Here is a 20,781-nt window from a genome sequence, read left to right as displayed (position 1 = left end):
GAGGGCGCGATCGATGATCGCGCCCTCTTTCGTTGTATCGCCCAACGGCTCAGTTGCCGCGCAGGGTGCCCCGGCGCGGCGTGCTGGGACCCAGCGGCATCTTCAGTTTGCCGATCGACAGGATGCGCGATTCGGCGATCTGGTCGGCGGCGCGCTGCGGAGCGATGCCCTCGCTCTGCGACAGCGCGAAGATGCGGCCGAGGTTGTGGTAAATGCTGCGGATCAAGCGCATCGCACGCTCGCGGTTGTAGCCGTCGATTTCCAGCGAGACGTTCATGACACCGCCGGCGTTGACCGCGTAATCCGGTGCGTAGAGGATGCCGCGCGCATGCAGTTCGTCACCCACTTCCAGGCTCGAGAGCTGGTTGTTGGCGGTGCCGCAGACGATCCTGCACTTCAGGCGCGGCAGCGTGTCCGGATTGATCGCCCCTTCCAGCGCGCACGGGGCGAAGATGTCCGCGTTGACGTCGTAGATGTCCTCGGGCCTGACCGCTTCGGCACCGTATTCGGTGACCGCGCGGTCAACGCGCGCGCTGTCCAGGTCGCTGACGTACAGCTTGGCGCCGCGGTCGCGCAGCAGCTTCACCAGTTCCATGCCGATATGGCCCAGGCCCTGCACCGCGATGCTGGCCTTGCCGACTTCCTCGTGGCCCAGCTTGTGCTGCATCGACGCCATCAGCGCCTGCAGGGCGCCATATGCGGTGAACGGTGCCGGATCGCCGGAGCCGCCATGCACCTGGTGTACGCCGGTGACGTACTCGCTCTCCAGGTAGATGTTCTCCATGTCGTTGACATCGGTGCCGACGTCCTCGGCAGTGATGTAGCGGCCACCCAGCGAATCCACGTAACGGCCGAACGCGCGGAACAGCACCTCGGACTTGTCGCGCTTCGGGTCGCCGATGATCACCGCCTTGCCACCGCCCACGTTCAGACCGGCCAGCGCGTTCTTGTAGGTCATGGTGCGGCTCAGCCGCAGCGCGTCGGCGAGGGCCTCGTCGGTGCTGGCGTAGGGGCGCATGCGCACACCGCCCAAGGCCGGGCCGAGCGTGGTGTTGTGGATGGCGATGATCGCCCTCAGACCGGCGTCGCGGTTGTGGCAGAACACCACTTGTTCGTGACCGGTGGTTTCGAGGGTTTCAAATAACATGGTGGCTCCGATGGTGCGAACGGTGGCGAACAGCGGCGAACGCGCCAGCAAAAGGTGGGTTGTAAAACAAAAAAAGCGACGTCGTCGGGTCTCGGACGGGTCGCGCGGCGCCATTCTAGTGCATTCCGGCGGAGGGTGTTGTCAGGGCTCTCCCGTCGCGTCGCCATTAAAGTTGCTGAAGCGCAGGCCGATGCCGTGGCAACGGTGTGGATGGCCGGTCATCGCAGGAAGGATCACGTGGGCGCAGTCGCAACAAGGCAAGTGCGGGATCCGGCGTGTCCAGGGCCATGGGCGTGATCGGCGTGATGCTGGTTGGCGCCGCCGTGCTGGCCTTGCTGGGGGTGATCGGCCTGGTCCGCCACCGGCGTGCCGTGGCGCAGCCATCGAGGGCGCGTGTCGCCGCCGGGCAGGCGGGGGCGACGGCAGTGCCTGCCGCCGCTCTGTCGCCGGGCACCGATCCGGTCGCGGTGCTGCAGGGCGGGCTGCACACGCTCGCGCTGGTGCCCCGCAGTGGCGATGCCGCCGATGCCGCGGCGCCGCACACGGTGGAGCTGCGCGATGCCGTCACGGCGTCGCTGCTGGCCCGTGACTGGTCGGCCAAGCACCTGCCGCGCCGGCCGCAGCTGCTGCCGCAGCTGATCCAGACCGTCAACGACAGCGATGCATCGGCACGTGCGATGGCCGCGATCATCAGCCAGGATCCGGTGCTGACCGGCAACCTGCTGCGCATCGCCAACAGCCCGGTCTACCGGGTGCAGGCGCGCCCGGTGGAGACGCTGCAGCGCGCGGTCACTCTGGTGGGGACCGATGGCATCCGCCAGATCATCAGTGCGGTGCTGGTGCAGCCGGTGATGCAGCTGCAGTGCGATGCGTTTCCGCAGTTCAGTGCGGTGATCTGGGAGCACGCGCTGCTGGCCTCGCGCGCGGCCGCCGACCACGCCCGCACGGTGACCCACGAAGATGGCTTCGCCGCGCAGTGGCTGGGCCTGACCCAGGGCCTGGGGGCGGCGCTGGTGATGCGCCACCTGCTCGATGCCTGTGCGCAGCAGTCGGTGGCCGCGCCGCCGCGTGCGCTGGCGGCGGACCTGCTCGACAGCTGGACCCTGCCGGTGGCCAGTCGCATCGCGGCGGCATGGGAGCTGCCCAAGGCCGTGCACGACGCCTTGATCCGCCAGAGCGGCAGTGGACTGGCGGCGAGCCTGCGTTTCGCCCGCGCGGCGGCGGCGGCCAGCCTGCTGTGCCGGCACGGCCAGATCGGCCAGGTCCAGGCGCTGGCCCTGCTGGAACAGCTGGACGGCACGCCGCCGCATGCGCTGCAGTGGATCTGGCGGCGCGTGCACGGGCGCGCGGTGGAGACCCTGGACGGTGAAGAAGCCGAGCTCGAGGTCGCCGGGGCCGGCTGAGCTAGAGCTGCGATTCCAGCGGCAGCCAGCTGATCGCGCGCGCGCTGGCGCGCAACCAGAACCCGGTGTCCGGTTCGGTATACAACCACTGCGGTGGCTGGGCATCGCGTTCCAGCCAGCGGACGTCACCGTCCGGCCCCAGGGCCACCCAGTAGCTCTGGCTCGGGCTGGCCAGGCGCAGGTACTCCTGGCGCAGCTGCCCGGCCAGCACGGGGTCGTCGAACAGCACGCCCATCTCGGTGTTGAGATAGGCCGAACGCGGGTCGAGGTTGAACGAGCCCACGAAGCCCCGCCGGTCATCGACCATGAAGGCCTTGGTGTGCAGGCTGGCGCCGCTGCTGCCGAACAGGCCGCCGCCATCGACGTTGCCGCGCGATTTGAGTTCGTACAGCTGCACGCCACTGCGCAGCAGCGGCGCCCGGTAGTGCATGTAGCCACTGTGCACGGCGGCCACGTCATTGGCGGCCAGTGAGTTGGTGACCACCCCGACCTGGGCACCACGCGCGACCATCGCGCCCAGCCCTTCGGTGCCTTCCTCGCCGGGCACGAAGTAGGGCGAGATCAACAGCGCCTTGTGCTGTGCGCTTTCCAGTTCCTGGACCAGGCGCGTCACCAGCCAGCCGGCCTGGTCGTCGCGGCGATGCTTCATCGGCGGATCCGAGGCGATCTCCACGTTGGGCGTCCAGTGCAGGTCGAGTGCGTCGCGGTAATATGAGCGCTCCGCCTGCGAACGCGCTACGCGCGCCAGGTACGGCTTGGCACTGTCCAGCCGCGCTTCGTGTTCGCTTTCGCGGATCAGCAGGCGCAGCTGCGGTTCGGTGTAGAACGCCAGGGCGCGGATCGGCACCGCGGTGTCGCTGTTCCAGTAGTCGTCGAAGATCGTGTTGGCCTGCTGCACCGCTGCACCGGCCACCAGCAGGTCCAGGTCGCGGAAGTTGACGTCGGGGCGTGCGCTGAAATACTCCTCGCCGATGTTGCGGCCGCCGACGATCGCCACGCGTCCGTCGGCGATCCAGGACTTGTTGTGCATGCGGTGGTTGACGCTGAAAACGCGCTGCACCATCTCGACCAGGCGCCAGAGCCCGCTGCGGTTGCGGAAAGGGTTGTACAGGCGGATCTCGATGTTGGGATGCGCATCGAGCGCCATCATCAGCGCGTCCTTGTCCTGCGCGTTCATGTCGTCGAGCAGGATCCGCACGCGTACGCCGCGCTCGGCCGCGCGGTACAGCTCGTTGGCCATGAGATGGCCGATCAGATCGTCGTGCCAGATGTAGTACTGCAGGTCGAGGCTGCGGCCGGCGTGCTGGGTGATCACCGCGCGTGCGGCGTACGCGTCCAGCCCGTCGGACAGGAAGGCCACACCGGTCTGGCCGGGGTGTTCGGCCTGCAGGCGGACCAGCTCTCGATCGATCGGGGTCTGGTCGGCCTGGGTGGGCAGCACCATGGAACGCTCGCCCACGGCCCGCGGGGTCAGGTGATCGGCCAGCAGCAGGCCGCTGAGCACCAGCAGGATCAGCAGGGCGACAACGATCCCCAGCCAGCGCAGCAGCCGGCGCCAGAACGGTTTTTTCTCGGTCATGCCCCGATCGTAAGCGGCCGGGGCGTGCAGGGCGAGTGCTGGCGCGGTTTAGAAGCGCTCGTCGGGCGCCAGGTAACGCCACTGGCCCGGTACCAGCTTGCCCATCGCCACGCGGCCGATGCGCAGGCGGCGGATGCTGATGACCTCCAGCCCGACCTGGGCGCACATGTCGCGCAGCTGGCCCGGATGCACCGGCTTGATCGCAAAGCGCAGGCGGGTTTCGTTCTGCCAGCTCACCTTGCACGGTGGCAACGGCCAGCTGCGGAAGCTGAGGCCGTGCGCGAGGCGCTTCATGCCGTAGGGCGCCAGTTCGCCACTGACTTCGACCAGGTATTCCTGCTCCAGCGTCGCACCGCGATCCTTCAGGTGCGAGATCACGCGTCCGTCCTGGCTGACCACCACCAGGCCGCTCTCGTCGTCGGACAGCGGCATCACCAGCTGCAGGGCGTGGAAATGCCGCTGCAGCAGGGTCACGCCGGTGGCATCGAGGTCGCTGCGGCTCTCCGGGGTGACCAGCGCGCACAGTTCGTCCGAGCGCATGCCGGCCGGCTTGTGCAGCAGCATGCTCACGGTTTCGGTACGGGTGGCTTCGGCGTTCTCGCGCAGCACAATCGTCTCGTCGGTGACCATCGTCTGCGGTTGTTCGACCACCTGGCCGTTGACGGTCACCCAGCCGCCCTCGATGTAGCGCTGGGCGTCGCCACGGGAGCAGCCGATCAGGCTGGTCAGGCGTTTGTCGAGTCGGATCGGGTCGGTCATCGGGCAGGCAACATAAAACGGGAAGCGGGCGGGGAGTGTACTGGCTGGGGCGCGGCGCTGCGCGATGACGGCCGCCGCAGCTCAGCCCGGCGTGCGTTCCAGGTGGGTCAGGTACAGGCGCAGGTCGAACTCCAGCTGGTGGTAGTCCGCTTCCATGTGGGTGCACAACTGGTAGAAGGCCTTGTTGTGGTCCGATTCCTTCAGGTGGGCCAGTTCATGCACCACGATCATCTTCAGGAACGGCGCCGGGGCCTCGCGGAACACCGTGGCGATGCGGATCTCGCGGCTGGCCTTGAGCCGGCTGCCCTGCACCCGCGAGACCGTGGTGTGGGTGCCCAGTGCGTGCTTGAGGACCTGGAGCCTGCTGTCGTAGATCACCTTGGACAGCGGCGCGGACTGGCGCAGGTAGCGCTCTTTCAGGCCCTGGGTGTAGTCGTACAGCTGGCGGTCGTTGCGCACCGTGTGCAGCTCGGCGTAGCGGCGTTCCAGCCATGGCCCCAGCCGGTCGCCCGCGATCAGCTCGCGCACCTGCTGCTGCAGGGCGTCGGGATAGCCGGCGAGGTACTTCAGGGCGGTCATGCAGGCGGTTGGGGCGGGGCGGGCAGACCAGTATGATGGGCTCCGGAATCCCGCAACAACAGATGCTAGGCGTATGGCGAAGGCAAATCCCCTGCAGGAGCAGCTGCTCAAGGCTGGGCTGGTCAAGAAATCCCAGGTCTCCCAGGCCGCCCGTGAACAGGTGAAAGCCCGTCACGGCAAGGCTCCGGCCGCGCCCAGCGAAAGCCAGCGCGAGGCCGAGCGCCTGCGCGCCGAAAAGGCCGAGCGCGATCGCGCGCTGGAAGCCGAGCGCAAAGCCAAGGCCCACGCCCAGGAACTGCAGGCCCAGGTCCGCCAGATCGTCGAGGCGCACAAGGTCAAGCGTGAAGGCGAGAGCGAGTACCGCTTCAACGATGGCACGCTGATCCGCACCCTGCTGGTCAACAACGTGCTGCGCCGCCAGCTGGCCTCGGGCAGCCTGGTGATCGTGCGCCATGGCGACGGCTTCGAACTGCTGCCGCGGGCGGCGGCCGAGAAGGTCCGCGAGCGCGATGCCAGCGTGATCGTGCTCGACAACAGCCAGCCCGGCAGCGAGCCCAGCACCGGCAACGCCGAGGACGATGCGTACTACGCCCGGTTCCAGGTGCCGGACGACCTGGTCTGGTAAGCCCCGTCTGAAGCGTTCACCCGGCGCCGCGGGCGTTCAGCCCCACGTCGGCTGGACGTCGTGGGCCGGGTCTATGCTGGTGGCCTGACACCGGCATGGGAGACACATCATGGCGACAGGTTGGGCAGGCGACGGCGCCGTCCAGGATCAGATCGACGCCACCGTCGATGACGCCATCCAGCGGGCCCGCGCACAGTTGCGCGACGGCCCCGGATTGACCCACTGCGAGCACTGTGACGCGCCCATTCCCGAGGCGCGGCGGAAGGCCGTGCCCGGCGTACGACTATGCGTGCGCTGCCAGGAAGACGAAGACGCCGCCCAGCACGAAGGCAGCGGCTACAACCGCCGCGGCAGCAAGGACAGCCAGCTTCGGTAGGTGCCGACCGTTGGTCGGCACGCAATAACGCATACCGACCAACGGTCGGTATCTACAACCGGCGTGGCACGCGCCCTCAACCGTCCCCCTGGATCCCGCCGGGTGCCTGCGACGGATCCCGCCACCGGCGTACCGTGCGCTGGAAGAACATGTTGTTCGGCATCTGCAGCACCGTGCCTTCATGGCCGTTGCCGGTTTCCTGCAGCGTGGTGTAGATCAGGTTGATGTCGATCACCCGGCCCTTGAGCCCGGGTTTCTCGCCGTTCTCCAGCAGCTCGATGTAGTCGTGCAGGCGGAACGGACGGGTGGTGAAGATCAGCAGCGTGCAGAAGATGTTGGACAGCACGCTCCACGCGGCGAAGAACGCCACCGCGCCGACGGCGGCGAAACCGGTGAAGGCAGTCCACAGCACCGAGGCCGATGCGCCGACGATGCTCAGCACGATCAGCACCGCACCGAAGTTGATCACGAAGCTGCTGATGCGGCGCGCGCCCATCACCATTTCCGGCGGCAGGGTGTAGTGCTCGCCGAGGCGGCGGATCAGCCGACGGGCGATCAGGCGCAGCAGCCAGGCCACCAGCACGGTCACCAGGATCTGCAGGGCAGGGACGCCGTATTGCAGCCAGTCGTGGGTCCAGGCGGGCAGATGGTCTTTCATGGGGGCGGAATTCCTTTGCAGCGATAGTGCCGATCCCGCCATGGTAATGCCGATGCGCATCAGCGCATCGTGGTGCCCGCTTACTGCACGGGCCTGCCGTACACGTCGAACGCAGCGATCATGGTGGAGACGCACAGCGGCGCATTCTGTGCGTACTGCACACAGACATCCGGCGCCTCGGGCGCCAGCGTGACCCGGATCTGCAAGGGGCTCCACGGCAGCGTGCAGCCGGTGGCCAGTGAGAGCAGCAGGGCCAGGCAACTGGAAGGCATGGGGATACTCCTTGGCGGGGCCGGTAGTGACAAGGGATTGGATGCCGCTGCCACCGGAAAGGTTTAAAGACCGCGCGGAAAAAGAAATCCATCGGCGGCTTAAACCTTTTCCATGCCCCCCGCATCCAACGGATATGCTCGACACGACCATGCCCACTTCCAGCGCCCCGACCGAGGCCGATGCCGCCGATGACCATGCCCTGGTGCGTGCCGCGGCAGCCGGTGACGTCACGGCGTACGAGCGGATCTACCGGCGCCATTCGCCACGGGTGTACGCCGTGCTCTGGCGCCTGTGTGGCGGCCATGCGGCCCGCGCCGAGGATGCCCTGCAGGAGGCCTTCCTGCAGGCATGGCGCGCGCTGCCGGGCTTCCGTTTCGAAAGCAGCCTGGGCACCTGGCTGCACCGCCTGGGCGTCAACGCCGCACTGATGGAGCTGCGTGCCAACGCCACCGGCGATGCACGCGATGCCGGCGAGGAGGGCTGGGAGTCACTGGCGATGCTGCCGGCCCAGGACCGCTGCGCCGGCACCTCGATGGACCTGGAGCGGGCGCTGGAAACGTTGCCGCCACGGGCCCGGGCGGTGCTGGTCCTGCATGACATCGAAGGGTGGAAACACCAGGAAATCGCCGACCAGCTGCAGATGGCCGTCGGCAGTTCCAAAGCACAGTTGCACCGTGCGCGCGGCCTGCTGCGTGCGCGCCTAGGAGAAACCGCATGAACCCCCATGATTCCGATCACGACGAGCTGACTGCACGCCTGCATGCCCTGCCGGCCGAGCGCGTCCCGCCGGCGCGGGTGTGGCAGGCCATCGCCGCCCAACTGCCGGCCCAGAGCGCGGCCCCGTCCCCGGCGGCGACCGTGCCCACGTTGTCAACGCGTCACCGGCGTCGGCGCTGGCCGCTGCGCATCGGGCTCGGCCTGGCGGCCGCGCTGGCGGTGCTGATGGTGGTGCCGACCCCGGTCCCGCATACGCCGGCACCGTCGCTGCTGCAGCGCCAGGCCGATGCGATGGCCGGCGAGTACCAGCAGGCCATCGCGGCCCTGCCCAATGCCGAGGTCACCGAGGAATGGCGCCCGGCCCTGCACGAACTCGACGCCAGTGCGGACAACATCCGTGCGGCCATCGCTGAAAATCCCCGCTCGCGCTATCTGCTCGGGCAACTGCAGCGTACCTATGCGCTGCGGCTGGAACTGACCCAGCAGGCGGTGTTGTCCACCGGCCTGCCCACCTGAAGGAGAACCCCATGCGTATTCCTCTGTCCCTGATCGCCGCGCTCGCCCTGTGCCTGCCGCTTGTCGCCCAGGCCGCTACCAGCATCAACGAGCGCCATCCCCTGGGCGCTGGCGGGCGCGTGGAAATCAGCAACATCTCCGGCAAGGTCACTGTCCGTGGCTGGGATCGCAGTGACGTGGCGCTGACCGGCTCATTGGCCGACGGGCTCACCCTCAAGCAGGACAAGAGCAGCAACCGCGTGCGCTGGGAAGTGGAGTATCCGCGCGGCCGCAGCAACGGCGGGGCGACCCTGGAACTGCGCGTGCCGCGTTCGGTGGAAGTGCAGCTGGGCACCGTCAGCGCCGACATCGACGTGGCCGATATCGACGTGCGCCGCCTGCAGGCCAACAGTGTCAGCGGCAGCATCACTGCGGCCGGGCGCAGTGGCGAGACCACGTTGAACACGGTCAGTGGTGGCATCCGCTCGCAGCTGCAGACCGCACGCCTGGATGCGCGCACGGTCAGTGGCCAGTTGCTGGCCGGCGGTGGGGCGTCAGGGGAAGTGGCGGCCGAATCGGTCTCCGGCCGGGTCAATGTCAATGCCGGGCGGATCCAGCGGCTGGCGGTGGAAACCGTCTCGGGCAGCCTGGACGTGAGCGCGACCGGCATGGCGCCGGGCGGCAAGGTGACGATGCAGACGGTCAGCGGTTCGGTCGCGCTGAAGCTGCCGGTGAACGTATCGGCGCAGTTGAACGTCAAGACGTTCAGTGGCGGAATCCAGTCCGATGCCGGGCAGGTGGAGAAGCCGCGCTATGGTCCGGGCAGCAGCCTGGATGCGCGTCTTGGCTCGGGCGATGGGGATATTTCGATCAACGCCCATTCCGGGAGCGTGCGGGTCAGCCTGGGCCGCTGAGTGCGGCCACCGCACCGGCCGATGCCGGTGCGGTCGGCAGCAATGTCAGCCGGCTTTTTTCAGCGCCAGGGTATTGCCCAGCACTTCTATCTTGCCGCCACCCTTGCGGAAGGCAGCCAGATCCGCAGCGATGCTCTGGCTGCTGACGGCGGAATTGGACCCTTGCTTGCGGTCGACGCGAACGGTGTTGCTTGCCTTGGGGGAGGTCTTTGGCGTACGAGCCATGGATGCTCCTGCTATGGATGAAGCGTGGAAGAAAACGTCGACAGATCCTGCTGTTGTCGACGGTAGTCCTGCCGCACGAGGCGGCAATCATCGCCGCCCATGTCGAACTGGCGGCAGATCGCGGGTCGCTGCGAGTAGATCGTGCAGCGCAGGTGATAGGGGTCGATCGCGGCGCACCAGCCTTCTTCGTTGCGTGCCATCACCGTGCCGCCACGCGCATCGGTGTCCAGCAGATAGCCGGGCACGTTGTCGTCGGGCATCACGGTGACGGTGAGCCGGCAACACACCGCATCGCAACGACGGCAGTCGATGGGGTCGGGCTCGGACGATGTAAGGAGTGCAGCCAGGCGTTCGCCCAATCTGAGTGTCTCTTTGGCGGCTCGGGGTGAAGCATGCTGTGAACGAGCCGGATCACAGCGATGAGCGATCCCGGCACCGCGGACAGGCCGACGGTGGCAGTATCGAAGAGGACGGTGGCCAGTCAGGCCCGGAAGACGATGCTGGGTGCGTCAAGCGCATTGCGCTTTGAAGCCGAAAGATGATAGCGCTTTCGGCGTAACGTTTTGTTAATAAGGCCTTTCACGCCTCTTCAGGCCTTGTGGGACAAGGCCTGGCGCAACAGCGGGGTCAGTGGGCGGCGGCCAGTGCCAGCCCGTGGACCACACCGAAGGACGGATTGCCGCGGACCAGGGTCGAGCCCGGGAAGGCGTTGGCTACCGCCTGCTGCAGATAGCCGGCGCGCGACATGCCGCCGGTCAGGAACACGGCGGCCGGGTCGTGGCCGATATCGCTCCGCACCTGCTCCAGCAGGGCGGTCAGCTCGCCGAGGTAGCCGCCGGCGGCGGTTTCCAGCCGCGCGGCGTCGATCTGCACCTGCAGGCCACGCTCGATGAAGTCCAGCGCACTGTCATGGCGGGTCACGCTGCTCAGGGCGATCTTGCAGCGCTCGACCTCGCGGTACAGGCGCGCGGTATTGCCGGTGTCCTGCAGGGCGGTCAGGCGCGGGCCGAACGGCGCATCCACGTCGCGGTAGGTGTGCTGGCGGAAATCGCGCTGGCGGGTCATGTCCTGGACCATCGCCGCCTCCACGTAATGGTGGGCCGGCACCCGGGTGATGCCGCGGCCGAACAGCGGCATGTAGCCACCCAGGCTGAGGGCCAGGTCGATATCGGTACCGCCGCGGGCGATGCCCCAGGCGCGGTGGATGGTCGGGGCCTGGCCACCGCCGACGCGGGCATGCGCGACGTCGGTGGTACCACCGCCGATATCCACCACCACCGCGTCGTGCTCCTGCGGGCTCTCGGCGTGGTAATGCATCGCGGCGGCCGCCGGCTCTTCGAGGAAATCGATGCTGTCGAAGCCGGCTGCGATCGCCGCGCCGTGCAGGATCTCCAGCGCCTGCGCGTTGCCGGCCTCGCCGATCGAGCTGCGGAACTGGACCGGGCGGCCCAGCGTGGCGGTGCGGATCGGCGTGTCCAGCTGGCGCGAGGCGGTCAGGCGGATGTGCTCGAGGATGTGCGTGGCGATGCCGGCAATCGTCTGGCGCGCACGCGGGTGCAGGTTGTAGCCGAGCATCGACTTGGGGCTCTGCACCAGGTTGCCTTCGTTCTCTTCGAAGTAGGCCTCCAGCGCGTCATCGCCATAGACCGCGTTCTGCAGCAGGGTGGTGGAGCTGAGCGGCGCGCGCATCTGCTCTTCCATCCACTGCCGGCGCACCACGCGCAGGGCCTCGCGGCGCAGTGCATCGGGCGTGCGCTCCTGGCCGGCGGCGCGGGCATCGCGCGCGGCCGCATCGACCAGCCGGGCCAGATCGTGCTCCAGCGCCGGGGTCAGTTCGAAGTCATTCGGGTCGCGCATCACCTCGGGGAAATACACGGTGGTGCGGAACTGTTCGGCCTGGCCGAACTGGATCGGCACGACCTTGCCGTCGATCACCACGGCGGCGGCGGAGTTGCTGGTGCCAAAGTCGATGCCGAGTTTCATGCGCGGGCCGGGCCGGTGGTCAGGGGGCGCGCACTTTGCGGCAACAGGACCGCCGACGCAAGGGCAGGGGGTAACGGGCGGTTACAATGGCGGCCGTTTCGTTACCGAAGAGCTGTCGATGTCCGCCATTCCCGCCTGCCCGCAGTGCACCCTGGAAAACACCTATGCCGATGGCGCGCTGTTCATCTGCGCGGACTGCGGCCACGAGTGGGCGGCCGGCGACGGCGCGGGCGAGGCCCTGGTGGTACGTGACAGCAACGGCAACGTGCTGGCCGCCGGCGACACCGTCACCGTGATCAAGGACCTGAAGGTGAAGGGCTCCTCGATCCCGCTCAAGCAGGGCACCGTGATCCGCAACATCCGCCTGGTCGAGGACGATGCCGAGCACATCGAAGGCAACTCGGAGAAGATCAAGGGCCTGGTCCTGAAGACCTGCTTCCTCAAGAAGGCCTGATCGGCCTCAGTCGGCGTGGGTGCCGCGCTGGCGCCAGCGCTGCAGGCTGTCCAGCTTGGCCTGGTAGCGGGACTGCAGCGCATCGCCGTTTTCCGCGGCCAGGTCGCGCGCGCGCTGCATCTCTTCCGAGGCGCGGTTCGGGTTGCCGGCGAGGAAGTAGGCGCGGGCCAGGGCGAAGTGGAACGGGTGGGCCGTGTCATACAGGCGCACCGCGCGGCGGTAGTAGCGGACGGCCCCCGCATAATCGCGTCGCTGTTCCGCGCGCGCCCCGAGGATGTACTGCGCGAAGGGGTCGCTGTGCTGCACCCGGGCCAGGCGGTCGTCCAGCCGCTCGGCCTCGCGGGTGTCGCCCAGCCGACGGTAGAGCGCGCTGGCGTTGCTCAGGCTGACGCCGTGCCGCGGCTGCAGCCGCAGCGCGGTTTCATAGTCCCGGCGGGCCTGGGCCATGTCGCCCACGCGCGCATCGAGCACGCCGAGGTTGTTCCAGCTCCCGACGAAGTCCGGCGCCATGCGCAGGGCGGCCTGGAAGTAGGCGCGCGCGCCGGCGGCATCCCCGGCGGCCATCCGGTCGGCCCCCCGGTTGTTGTAGAAGTGGGCCAGCGCCCGTTGCCGGGTGATCTTCTGCGGCCCGTACCGGTCATACAGCACGCTGTGGTCCAGATCGACGGTGCCGCTGCGCCCGTCCAGCGCGATGCCGGCATTGACGTGGCCGACGCTGTAGATCACCCCGGAGGCCTGGTACCAGCTCACCACCTGGGCCACCTCCTGGACATGCGCGTCGATGCCGGCCAGGTTGGCCAGAGTGACGAACAGCAGGGTGAACGACAGGCAGTTGGCGCGCCGGGTCTGCCAAGTCTCGCCGATCGTGTAGGTTGCATCGGCGTCGTAGGCCAGGTGCAGTCCCTGCGCGTCGAAGATCATCTCGACCAGCCGCTCCAGGCGGCGCTCGCGCGAGTAACCGGGATCGATGACCCGCTCGTGCAGCAGGGCCAGCAGCGGGGGCGGCACGTCCAGAATCTGCGCCGGCGTGGGCAGGGCGGTGGCGGCGCCCGGTTCGGTGGCGATGGACGGCGGCGTGGTGTTTGCCGCCCAGACCGGCGCGGCGGCCAGGGCCATCCACACGATAAGTACTCTGCATGCGGTCATCGCCGTCACCTCGCGGGGCGCTGGGGTCCGTCAGGCCCAGTCTAGGCGCGTTGTCGGGCGGCGGCGCGCCGTTCATCGGCTGTCGGCGCCATCCACAGAGGATGTGGACCAGCGGTCGACAAACATGTGGATAACCGTGTGCAGCCACTGCGCGGCAACGGGTCTTTGAGGGTGGTCAAAAAAACACCGCCCGGCTTGCCAGCGTCGCCGAGACGACCAATCATGGCGGCATGCACTTTGAACCGATCCCCCTCCCTGCCGGACAGCTCGCCGCGCTGGAAACCGCCTACGCCGTGCCGCCGCGGGCGTACCACAACTGGTCGCACGTCCAGGCCGTCCTGCAGCACTGCCGCACGGTCGCCGACGCCGGCCCCGGCTGGAGCCGGCCGCGCGAGGTGCAGCTGGCCGCGCTCTACCACGACGCCATCTACGACGCGGGCCGTGGCGACAACGAAGCGCGCTCGGCGGCCATGGCGCGCGAGGCCATCGCGCGCTGGTTGCCGGATGCCGGGATCGATGCGGCGCGCGTGGTCGAGCTGATCGAACTGACCGCGCGCCACAGCAGACTCGCGCCTGGCGATGTGGACCCCGAGGCCGCGCTGTTCCTGGACTGCGACATGGCCATTCTGGGTGCGCCGGCGGCGGTGTTCGATGCCTACGACCGGGGCATCGCGGAGGAATACGCCGGCCACGTGCCGGGCTTCCTGTTCCGGCTGAATCGACGACGCTTCCTGAGGCAGGTGCTGGGCCAGCCGCGCATCTTCCTGAGCGACTTCTTCCACCAGCGCCTGGATGCGCCGGCGCGCGACAATCTGCGTCGCCGGGTTGAGCGCTGAACCACGCCCGCTACACTGTGCGCGCTGTTTTCCCTCCGTGTGTGGCCATGCCCGTGTCCGTTCCAGATCCCGATCCGCGTCCGCAGCCGCCGGAAGAACCCGGCCCCAACGAGTGCTGCGGCAGCGGCTGCCCGCTGTGCGTGCTGGATCTGTACAGCGATGAGCTGCAGCGCTACCGCGCTGCGCTGGCGGCGTGGAAACAGCGCCACCCCGAGGCCACCGACTGAGCAAAGGTGCTGCGATGTCGCTACCCCTGCCACGCCCCTCCCGCTGGCCGCCGACGCATCACGCACGGGTCGCCCTGGCCACGCTGCTGGCCTTGGGACTGTTCATAGGCACCGCGCTGTGGACGCAATGGGCACGGGATGACCTGGACTGGGTGCAGGCCACGCTGAGCCTGTACCTGCACGGGCCGTGGGGGCTGGCGTTGCGCAGCGCCTACTGTGTCCTGGCGCTGGCGATCATGCTGCTGGCCCTGTCCCTGCATGCCAACAGCCGTTCACCGCGCCGCAGTGCGGCCGCACCACTGCTGTTCTCGGTCGCCGCGCTGGGGCTGATGGGGGTGGCGATCGGCGACAGCTGGTTGCCCGGGCGCGCGCCCCTGCTGGCACCGCTGGTGCACGGGGTGTCGGCCAATACCGCCTTCCTGTGCGTGAGCGTGGCGATGCTGCTGCAGAGCTGGTACCTGCGCGCCGACCCCCGCTGGCGCGACTGGGCCGGTCCCGCATGGTGGTGGGCCTGGCTGTGCTTCGTGCTGTTGTGGCTGCACGTGCTCTGGCGCGGGCCGCCGCGCGGCGCCGGCCAGAAACTGGTGATCGCGGCGGTGCTGGTCTGGCTGGTGTCGGTGGCCTGGCAGCTGTGGCGGCAGGCACGCCGCGACGCGCGCTGAGCGTCCGGCCACGCTGTGTACATGCCCTTGGCAGGGCAGGGGCGTATCGTTGGTGCACTAGTCATGGGATGCGCGACGATGCGGCGAGCCGGTTGGGGGATGATGCTGGGTGTGGTGCTGGCGGGGATGTCCGGACAGGCGCTGGCCGCGCCGCCGCAGCAGCTCAGTCACGGGCGTTTCGAGAACGTGCCGGTGTACCTGCCGGACGGTCGTCCGCAACGGGTGGTGGTGTGGTTCGACGGCACCGCCGGCCATGCCGACAGCCAGCAGCGCATCGATGCACTGCGCGCCGAGGGCGCCCTGGTCGCGCAGGTCGATGTCGCGCATCTGCGCCAGGTGCTGGCCCGCGAGAAGAGCGGTGACTGCGCGTTCGGTGCCGGTGATGTGGAGAATTTCTCGCGCTGGTTCCAGGCCTACCTGCACGTGCCGGGCTACCACCTGCCGCTGATCGGCGGCGATGGCGAGGGCGCCGCGCTGGCCTATGCCGTGGCCGCCGAGGCCGACACCCAGGTGTTTGCCGGGCTGCTCACCACCGGCTTCTGCCCATCGGGGGTACGCGAGCGCAAGGTCTGCGGCGCCGGCAGCAGCCATGGCCGCCTGCAGCCGGCCGAACTGAATTTCCCGTGGTTGAACGCGGGCGGCGATGTGCATTGCCCGGCCGGCGAATCGGCCGCGTTCGTGCGCAGGGTCGGCATGGGGCGCCAGTTCGAGCGCACCGCACGGGGCGATGCGTTGCCCGGCCTGTTGGCCGCGGCAAAGGTGATCGGGGCACAGAAGGGCGTCAGCCTGGCGCCGCCGCCGGATGATCTCAAGGGCCTGCCCGTGGTCGACGTGCCCTCGAGCAAGGCCGGCGATACCTTCGCCATCTTCGTCTCCGGCGACGGCGGCTGGGCAGGCCTGGACAAAGAGGTGGCCGCCTCGTTGAGCGAGGCCGGGGTGCCGGTGGTCGGCGTGGATTCGCTGCGTTACTTCTGGACCGCACGCACCCCCGAAGGCTTCGCGCGCGACCTGGAGCGCATCGCCACGCACTACAGCCGCCAGTGGCAGCGCCGCAACGTGGTGCTGGTCGGTTTCTCGCAGGGCGCCGATGTGCTGCCGGCGGCGATCAATCAGCTGTCACCGGCCACGCGGGAGTCGGTGTCGATGATTGCGCTGTTGTCGGTCGGCAAGACCGCGGACTACGAATTCCATGTCAGCAACTGGCTCGGCGGCGGTGGCGATGGCCTGCCGATCGCGCCGGAGGTGGCCCGGCTGCCGGCCGGCAGGACGTTGTGCGTGTACGGCCAGGACGATGGCGACGCGCTCTGCCCGTCGCTCCCGCCCGGTGGCAACGCGCAGATCATCGCGCTGCCCGGCGACCACCATTTCAAGGGCGATTACGATCGTCTCGCGGATACCATCGTGCAGCACCTGCCCGCGCGTTGAGCGCCAGCGGCAGCGGACAGCACCCACGCTGCGTGCCGGCACGGGATCAATCGTGCCGGCGCGGGTCCAGCGAGATCAGCCGGGTTGCATCGAGCAGGGCGGCAGGCAGGTGCACGCCGCCTGGCGCGGCCAGATAGCGGGCCCGCCAGACCGGCGCGAACTTCGACTTGAAGCGACGCAGCCCGCTGAAGCCATAGAAGCGCTCACCGTGCCGCGCCACCACATTGGCGAAGCGGTTCCAGCGCCCGGCCAGGCGATGCTGGGCGAGCCCGGACAGCGGCGCCATGCCCAGCGAGAACCGGTGGAAGCCCTGTTGGCGCCCCCACAGGAACAGCTCGATGAACAGGAAATCCATGGTCCCCTTGGGCGCGTCATCGACATGTCGCATCAGGTCGACCGACAGTTCGTTCCCGGCCGGCGCCTGCCACAGATTGGCGAAGGCCACGATACGCCCCTCGGCCTCGACCAGCGCCACCGGGAAGCGTGACAGGTAGGCCGCATCGAAGCTGCCCAGCGAGAAACCCTTTTCATCGCCGGCCTTGTCATCCAGCCACTGCTGGGAGACCACCGACAATGCAGGCAGCAATGCAGGTACGTCCTCGGGCGTCGCAACCCGGAAGCTCAAGCCACCGCGCTTGCCGCGGTTCCAGGCCTGGCGCAGATCGGCGCGATCGCGGCCTTCCAGCGTGAAGTCCTGCAGCGGCACCATTGCCTCTTCGCCAAGCTTGACCAGGGTCAGGCCCAGGTCGAGGTAGGTCTGCCAGTGCGCTTCACCGACCTGGTAGAACACCGGGCGCAGGCCCAGCCGGTCGGCCTCCTCGCGGAAGCGCCAGATCAGCGCGCGCACCACCTCCGGTGGGCCGACCGGATCGCCCATCGCGATCAGCGAACCGCCGTAGCGCTGCATCATCACGAAGCCGCGCTGCGAATCATCACGCAGCACCGCCTTGTCCGCGGTGAGCACCAGGCAGGCCTGGGTGTCCTCGGCGGCGGCCAGGATCGGGGCGAGCGCGTCCAGCGTGGACGCATCGGCGGCTGGCAGCGGACTGCGCGTGCTGTGCAACAACCGCGCCAGGCCGAAGATGGTCAGCGCGATCGCCACCAGCAGCAACGCACGCAACGCACGTGGCGCGTTGCCCTGCAGCGCGAACTGCCACCACAGCTCGTTCTGGTATTCCACGTGGCTGTAGACGAAGAACAGCAGCCAGATCACGGCGACCAGGACCAGCCCGAGGTTGCGGATCCACGGCCATGACCAGGCTTCATCCAGCAACGCGCCCTGGCGGTAGAACTCGCGGCGCGAGGCCCACAGCGCCGCGGCCACCAGCAGCGCCGACAGCGCGATCAGTACCTGCCCACCGCGCAGCCAGATCGGCAAGGGGGAGAGCACACAGATGCCGAGTGCGAGCATCCACGCGGCATGGCTGCGTCGCTGCAGGCCCTGGCCGATCAGCAGCAGCGCGACACCCGCCAGACTGCCCAGCAGGTGCGAGGTCTCCAGGATCGGCAGCGAGGCGGTGACCAGGTGCCGGCGCGACGTCGGCAGTGTGCCGTCGATCACCAGCGCGGCGCCGACGCTGAACACCGCCAGCGCGATGATCTGGGGCAGCCACGGGCGCAGCGCGGTCCAGCCGACCCGGGTCGCCCCGGCACCGGCGCGCAGCGGGCGGCGCAGTGCGGGCGCGACCGCCAGCACCGTGGCCAGCAACAGCGGCAGCACGTAATAGGTGACACGGTAGATCAACGCGGCGGCCAGCACCGCGGCCGGGGCCACCTGCGGCAGCAGCTTGAGCAGGCTCCACTCGAACACGCCCAGGCCGGCCGGCACGCTGGAGATCAGGCCGGCCAGCACCGCGACCAGATACAGCCCGACGAAACCGGGCAGACCGATCGGGGTATCCATCGGCAGCAGCACATAGAAGGCCGCGCTGGCCAGCACCAGCTCGACCACGCTCAGCGCGGTGACGCCCAGCATGGTGCGCCGGTCGGGCAGCCACAGCGCGTGCCCGCGGATCTGGAAACTGCGGCCCTCGCGGCCGACCAGCAGCACCGTGCCCGCATACGCGAGCAGGCCCGCAATGCCGATCGCGCGCACCGCCTGCACCGGGATCGGCAGGGCCAGCGCCGCCGCACCCGGTTCAAGCACGAAGGCCAGCGCCAGCAGCAGCCACGCGCCGAACACGAAGCCCAGGGTGCTCATCAACACGACCTGGCCGATCTCGCCCAGGCTCAGGCCGGCACGGCCATAGCCGCGCAGGCGCACCGCACCCCCGGTGAGCGCGGCAAAGCCCAGCGTCTGCCCCAGCGTATGCGCGAGGAACGCGGTGATGCCGACCCGTGCCGGATGCAGGCGCTTGCCGCTGCGGCGCAGGCCGATCGCATCGAAGCCGATCAGGCACGCATAGCTGGCCAGCCCGAGCAGCACGGTCAGCGCGATCTGTCCGGCGCCGAGATGGTGGAAGGCCTCGCGGATCGCGCGGTAGCCGTGCGCGTCGAATTCGTTGGCAAGGCCGCGCAGGGCCAGGGCCAGGATCACCAGCGGGATGACGACGGTGGCAGCGCGGCGCCAGGGGGCGCGGGCCGGGGTCGGAGCAGGGGCGGTGTCGGTCATCGGTACAGCGTGCTCCGGGGTGGGCGATGAAGGAGTCAACGCAGGCGTGGCCGCCTGGCCGGCAAATCGTGCGCCTGATGCCGACGCTTGCCAAGCGGGTGCGCTGTGCATGCTGTGGCCGCTTTGCAGGCAGGGCCCGGCACGCGCGCGCCGCATCGGTGACAATGCCGTTTCATCCAGAGGAGCAATCGCCATGTTGGAACGTTTCGATGTCGGCCCGCGCATGTCCGAAATGACCGTGCACAACAAGGTCGCCTATCTCTCCGGGCAGATCCCCGAAGACACCAGCCAAGACATCACCGGGCAGACCCGCCAGGTGCTGGAAGAAATCGACAAGCTGCTGGCGCTGGTGGCCAGCGACAAGCAGCACATCCTGCGTGCGGAGATTTTCCTCGCCGACATCGGCGATTTCGCCGGCATGAATGCCGCGTGGGATGAGTGGGTGGTGGCAGGCATGACCCCGGCACGCGCCACGGTGGAAGCCAAGCTGGCCGATCCGAGCTGGAAAGTAGAGATCGTGGTGACGGCGGCCCTGCCGTAACCGTACCCTCCCGCCGCCGTCGCGAGGCGTCCAGCGCCCCGCGTTACGGCCGGGGCGCGCTGACCAGGTCGATGCAGTCCACCGGACACGGTGGGATGCAGAGCTCGCAGCCGGTGCACAGATCGGCGATGACGGTGTGCATGTACTTGGCGCCGCCGACGATCGCATCGACCGGGCAGGCCTGGATGCATTTGGTGCAGCCGATGCAGTCCGCTTCGATCACCACCGCGACCTGCGGTGCCTTGTGTTCGCCGCGCGAGCGGTCGAATGGCACCGCCGGCACGCCCAGTACATCCGCCAGCGCGCGCGCGCCGGCATCGCCGCCGGGCGGGCAGTGATCGATGCCCGCCGCGCCACGCGCCATGGCCTCGGCATACGGGCGGCAGCCGTCGTAGCCGCATTGCCCGCATTGGGTCTGCGGCAACAGTCGATCGAGGCGTTCGGTCAGGGTGTCGATGGTGGGGCTCATGGCGTGGCGGTGGCTGCGCGGCGGGGCATCAGGCCCGGCTGTGCCGGGCAGGGGGCGTGCTCGCCGGTTCCGCCCGACGGGACTTGATGGGCTTGCCGCGATACCAGGGCTCGTGGGCGAGCGCGAGCATCGGGCGGTCTTCGCGGCTGTCGCCGTAGGCGTGGATGCGCAGGTAGCGCGCGAGGTCGTAACGCCGGCGGATGTGCTCCACCTTGCGCGGCCCGCAGTCGCCCTCGGCATAGCGCCCGGTGAGGCGTCCGTCGCGGCTTTCCAGCCGGTTGCAGATCAGGTCCAGCCCCAGCGCCTCGCACCACGGGCGCAGATACAGGTCCAGCGAGCCGGACACGATCACCACGGTGTGCTGCTGCGTGAGGTGCCAGTGGATCTGGTCGAGCATCTCCGGCCGCATCAGCTCGGGCAGCACGTCACGCGCATAGCCCGCGGCCTGGGCGGTGATGTCCTCGACATGGCGGTCGGTGAAGGTCAGGCGGGTGACGCGCGCGCGCAGGCGCTCGGCCGAGATCAGCTTGAGGCGGTAGGCCAGCAGCCACGGACCCACTTTCCACCAGGCCCGTGCAAGCTGTTCGGGGGTGGCCACGCGGCGCAGGAAGCGGCCGTAGGTATCGCAGGTGGTGACCGTGTGGTCGAAATCGAACAGCGCCAGTTCCAACCCACAC

General features: G+C 68.8%; 25 protein-coding genes. 12 read left to right on the top strand and 13 right to left on the bottom strand.

Annotated features, from left to right (window positions below; translation table 11 throughout):
• Positions 1–49 precede the first annotated feature (49 nt).
• Positions 50–1,147 carry a Glu/Leu/Phe/Val dehydrogenase dimerization domain-containing protein gene (locus tag ABE424_RS09105; RefSeq protein WP_346492437.1) on the bottom strand — a complete coding sequence of 366 codons (1,098 nt, stop codon included), beginning with the start codon at positions 1,145–1,147 and terminating at the stop codon, positions 50–52.
• A 287-nt stretch (positions 1,148–1,434) separates the two neighbouring features.
• Here ABE424_RS09105 and ABE424_RS09100 point away from each other — a divergent pair, with 287 nt between their 5' ends.
• Complete coding sequence (locus ABE424_RS09100; RefSeq protein ID WP_346492462.1) at positions 1,435–2,550, top strand: HDOD domain-containing protein; 1,116 nt, start codon at positions 1,435–1,437, stop codon at positions 2,548–2,550.
• A 1-nt stretch (position 2,551) separates the two neighbouring features.
• On the opposite strand, the gene ABE424_RS09095 is transcribed toward ABE424_RS09100, so the two are convergent.
• From ABE424_RS09095 to ABE424_RS09085, 3 genes are all read right to left on the bottom strand, one after another.
• Positions 2,552–4,129 carry a phospholipase D family protein gene (locus ABE424_RS09095; RefSeq protein WP_346492438.1) on the bottom strand — a complete coding sequence of 526 codons (1,578 nt, stop codon included), beginning with the start codon at positions 4,127–4,129 and terminating at the stop codon, positions 2,552–2,554.
• Positions 4,130–4,177: 48 nt separating this feature from the next.
• Positions 4,178–4,888, bottom strand: a complete 711-nt coding sequence (locus ABE424_RS09090; protein WP_176989212.1) for an rRNA pseudouridine synthase — start codon at positions 4,886–4,888, stop codon at positions 4,178–4,180.
• Positions 4,889–4,969: 81 nt separating this feature from the next.
• The gene (locus tag ABE424_RS09085) at positions 4,970–5,467 is read right to left on the bottom strand and encodes a M48 family metallopeptidase (RefSeq protein ID WP_123730546.1); all 498 of its coding nucleotides are present in this window, start codon (positions 5,465–5,467) and stop codon (positions 4,970–4,972) included.
• A 73-nt stretch (positions 5,468–5,540) separates the two neighbouring features.
• Between ABE424_RS09085 and ABE424_RS09080 the strand changes: the two genes are divergently transcribed.
• Both ABE424_RS09080 and ABE424_RS09075 read left to right on the top strand, forming a co-directional pair.
• Positions 5,541–6,092, top strand: a complete 552-nt coding sequence (locus ABE424_RS09080; protein ID WP_346492439.1) for a DUF2058 domain-containing protein — start codon at positions 5,541–5,543, stop codon at positions 6,090–6,092.
• Positions 6,093–6,201: 109 nt separating this feature from the next.
• The gene (locus ABE424_RS09075; protein WP_346492440.1) at positions 6,202–6,468 is read left to right on the top strand and encodes a DksA/TraR family C4-type zinc finger protein; all 267 of its coding nucleotides are present in this window, start codon (positions 6,202–6,204) and stop codon (positions 6,466–6,468) included.
• 76 nt (positions 6,469–6,544) lie between these two features.
• On the opposite strand, the gene ABE424_RS09070 is transcribed toward ABE424_RS09075, so the two are convergent.
• Positions 6,545–7,126 carry a mechanosensitive ion channel family protein gene (locus tag ABE424_RS09070; protein ID WP_176989215.1) on the bottom strand — a complete coding sequence of 194 codons (582 nt, stop codon included), beginning with the start codon at positions 7,124–7,126 and terminating at the stop codon, positions 6,545–6,547.
• An 80-nt stretch (positions 7,127–7,206) separates the two neighbouring features.
• Entirely contained in the window at positions 7,207–7,398 is a 192-nt protein-coding gene (locus ABE424_RS09065; protein WP_346478700.1) for a hypothetical protein, read from the bottom strand.
• A gap of 134 nt (positions 7,399–7,532) precedes the next feature.
• Here ABE424_RS09065 and ABE424_RS09060 point away from each other — a divergent pair, with 134 nt between their 5' ends.
• The 3 genes from ABE424_RS09060 to ABE424_RS09050 are packed head-to-tail and all read left to right on the top strand — an operon-like array spanning position 7,533 to position 9,525.
• Complete coding sequence (locus ABE424_RS09060) at positions 7,533–8,117, top strand: sigma-70 family RNA polymerase sigma factor (protein ID WP_346478701.1); 585 nt, start codon at positions 7,533–7,535, stop codon at positions 8,115–8,117.
• Positions 8,114–8,632, top strand: coding sequence for a hypothetical protein (locus tag ABE424_RS09055; RefSeq protein WP_346492441.1), 519 nt, complete (start codon positions 8,114–8,116; stop codon positions 8,630–8,632). The genes ABE424_RS09060 and ABE424_RS09055 overlap by 4 nt, the downstream gene beginning before the upstream one ends.
• Before the next feature lie 11 nt (positions 8,633–8,643).
• Positions 8,644–9,525: a DUF4097 family beta strand repeat-containing protein gene (locus ABE424_RS09050; RefSeq protein WP_346492442.1), complete on the top strand. Its 882-nt coding sequence runs from the start codon at positions 8,644–8,646 to the stop codon at positions 9,523–9,525.
• A gap of 45 nt (positions 9,526–9,570) precedes the next feature.
• Here the strand turns inward: ABE424_RS09050 and ABE424_RS09045 are convergent, their stop codons facing one another.
• From ABE424_RS09045 to ABE424_RS09035, 3 genes are all read right to left on the bottom strand, one after another.
• A complete protein-coding gene (locus ABE424_RS09045) occupies positions 9,571–9,750 on the bottom strand; it encodes a hypothetical protein (RefSeq protein ID WP_019183415.1) in 180 nt (59 codons plus the stop codon).
• 11 nt (positions 9,751–9,761) lie between these two features.
• Entirely contained in the window at positions 9,762–10,010 is a 249-nt protein-coding gene (locus ABE424_RS09040) for a YkgJ family cysteine cluster protein (protein ID WP_019183414.1), read from the bottom strand.
• A gap of 367 nt (positions 10,011–10,377) precedes the next feature.
• The gene (locus ABE424_RS09035; protein ID WP_346492443.1) at positions 10,378–11,733 is read right to left on the bottom strand and encodes an Hsp70 family protein; all 1,356 of its coding nucleotides are present in this window, start codon (positions 11,731–11,733) and stop codon (positions 10,378–10,380) included.
• Between the two features lie 118 nt (positions 11,734–11,851).
• Here ABE424_RS09035 and ABE424_RS09030 point away from each other — a divergent pair, with 118 nt between their 5' ends.
• Positions 11,852–12,187: a zinc ribbon domain-containing protein YjdM gene (locus ABE424_RS09030; RefSeq protein ID WP_179458273.1), complete on the top strand. Its 336-nt coding sequence runs from the start codon at positions 11,852–11,854 to the stop codon at positions 12,185–12,187.
• 6 nt (positions 12,188–12,193) lie between these two features.
• Here ABE424_RS09030 and ABE424_RS09025 read toward each other — a convergent pair whose 3' ends face one another.
• Positions 12,194–13,333: a tetratricopeptide repeat protein gene (locus ABE424_RS09025; RefSeq protein ID WP_346492444.1), complete on the bottom strand. Its 1,140-nt coding sequence runs from the start codon at positions 13,331–13,333 to the stop codon at positions 12,194–12,196.
• Between the two features lie 230 nt (positions 13,334–13,563).
• Here ABE424_RS09025 and ABE424_RS09020 point away from each other — a divergent pair, with 230 nt between their 5' ends.
• From ABE424_RS09020 to ABE424_RS09005, 4 genes are all read left to right on the top strand, one after another.
• Positions 13,564–14,169 (top strand): hypothetical protein, encoded by a 606-nt coding sequence (locus ABE424_RS09020; protein ID WP_346492445.1) that lies wholly within the window; start codon positions 13,564–13,566, stop codon positions 14,167–14,169.
• Positions 14,170–14,216: 47 nt separating this feature from the next.
• Positions 14,217–14,396 carry an oxidoreductase-like domain-containing protein gene (locus ABE424_RS09015; protein WP_346492446.1) on the top strand — a complete coding sequence of 60 codons (180 nt, stop codon included), beginning with the start codon at positions 14,217–14,219 and terminating at the stop codon, positions 14,394–14,396.
• A gap of 14 nt (positions 14,397–14,410) precedes the next feature.
• On the top strand, positions 14,411–15,058 hold the full coding sequence (locus ABE424_RS09010) for a DUF998 domain-containing protein (protein WP_346492447.1): 648 nt from the start codon (positions 14,411–14,413) through the stop codon (positions 15,056–15,058).
• A gap of 78 nt (positions 15,059–15,136) precedes the next feature.
• Positions 15,137–16,483 carry an AcvB/VirJ family lysyl-phosphatidylglycerol hydrolase gene (locus tag ABE424_RS09005; RefSeq protein WP_346492448.1) on the top strand — a complete coding sequence of 449 codons (1,347 nt, stop codon included), beginning with the start codon at positions 15,137–15,139 and terminating at the stop codon, positions 16,481–16,483.
• 46 nt (positions 16,484–16,529) lie between these two features.
• Here the strand turns inward: ABE424_RS09005 and mprF are convergent, their stop codons facing one another.
• Positions 16,530–19,094, bottom strand: a complete 2,565-nt coding sequence (mprF, locus tag ABE424_RS09000) for a bifunctional lysylphosphatidylglycerol flippase/synthetase MprF (RefSeq protein ID WP_346492449.1) — start codon at positions 19,092–19,094, stop codon at positions 16,530–16,532.
• A gap of 193 nt (positions 19,095–19,287) precedes the next feature.
• On the opposite strand from mprF, the gene ABE424_RS08995 reads away from it, so the two are divergent.
• Positions 19,288–19,635, top strand: coding sequence for a RidA family protein (locus ABE424_RS08995; RefSeq protein WP_019183404.1), 348 nt, complete (start codon positions 19,288–19,290; stop codon positions 19,633–19,635).
• 43 nt (positions 19,636–19,678) lie between these two features.
• Here ABE424_RS08995 and rnfB read toward each other — a convergent pair whose 3' ends face one another.
• A complete protein-coding gene (gene rnfB / locus ABE424_RS08990) occupies positions 19,679–20,104 on the bottom strand; it encodes an Rnf electron transport complex subunit RnfB (protein ID WP_346492450.1) in 426 nt (141 codons plus the stop codon).
• Positions 20,105–20,132: 28 nt separating this feature from the next.
• A complete protein-coding gene (locus tag ABE424_RS08985) occupies positions 20,133–20,774 on the bottom strand; it encodes an HAD family hydrolase (protein WP_346492451.1) in 642 nt (213 codons plus the stop codon).
• Positions 20,775–20,781: the final 7 nt, after the last annotated feature.

Origin of the sequence: Stenotrophomonas sp. TWI1149 (assembly GCF_039673155.1) — a bacterium.
Classification (GTDB): Bacteria; Pseudomonadota; Gammaproteobacteria; order Xanthomonadales; family Xanthomonadaceae; genus Stenotrophomonas; species Stenotrophomonas maltophilia_AA.
The sequence above is the reverse complement of the archived record's forward strand: the minus strand, read 5'-3'. Positions and strand labels throughout refer to the sequence as shown.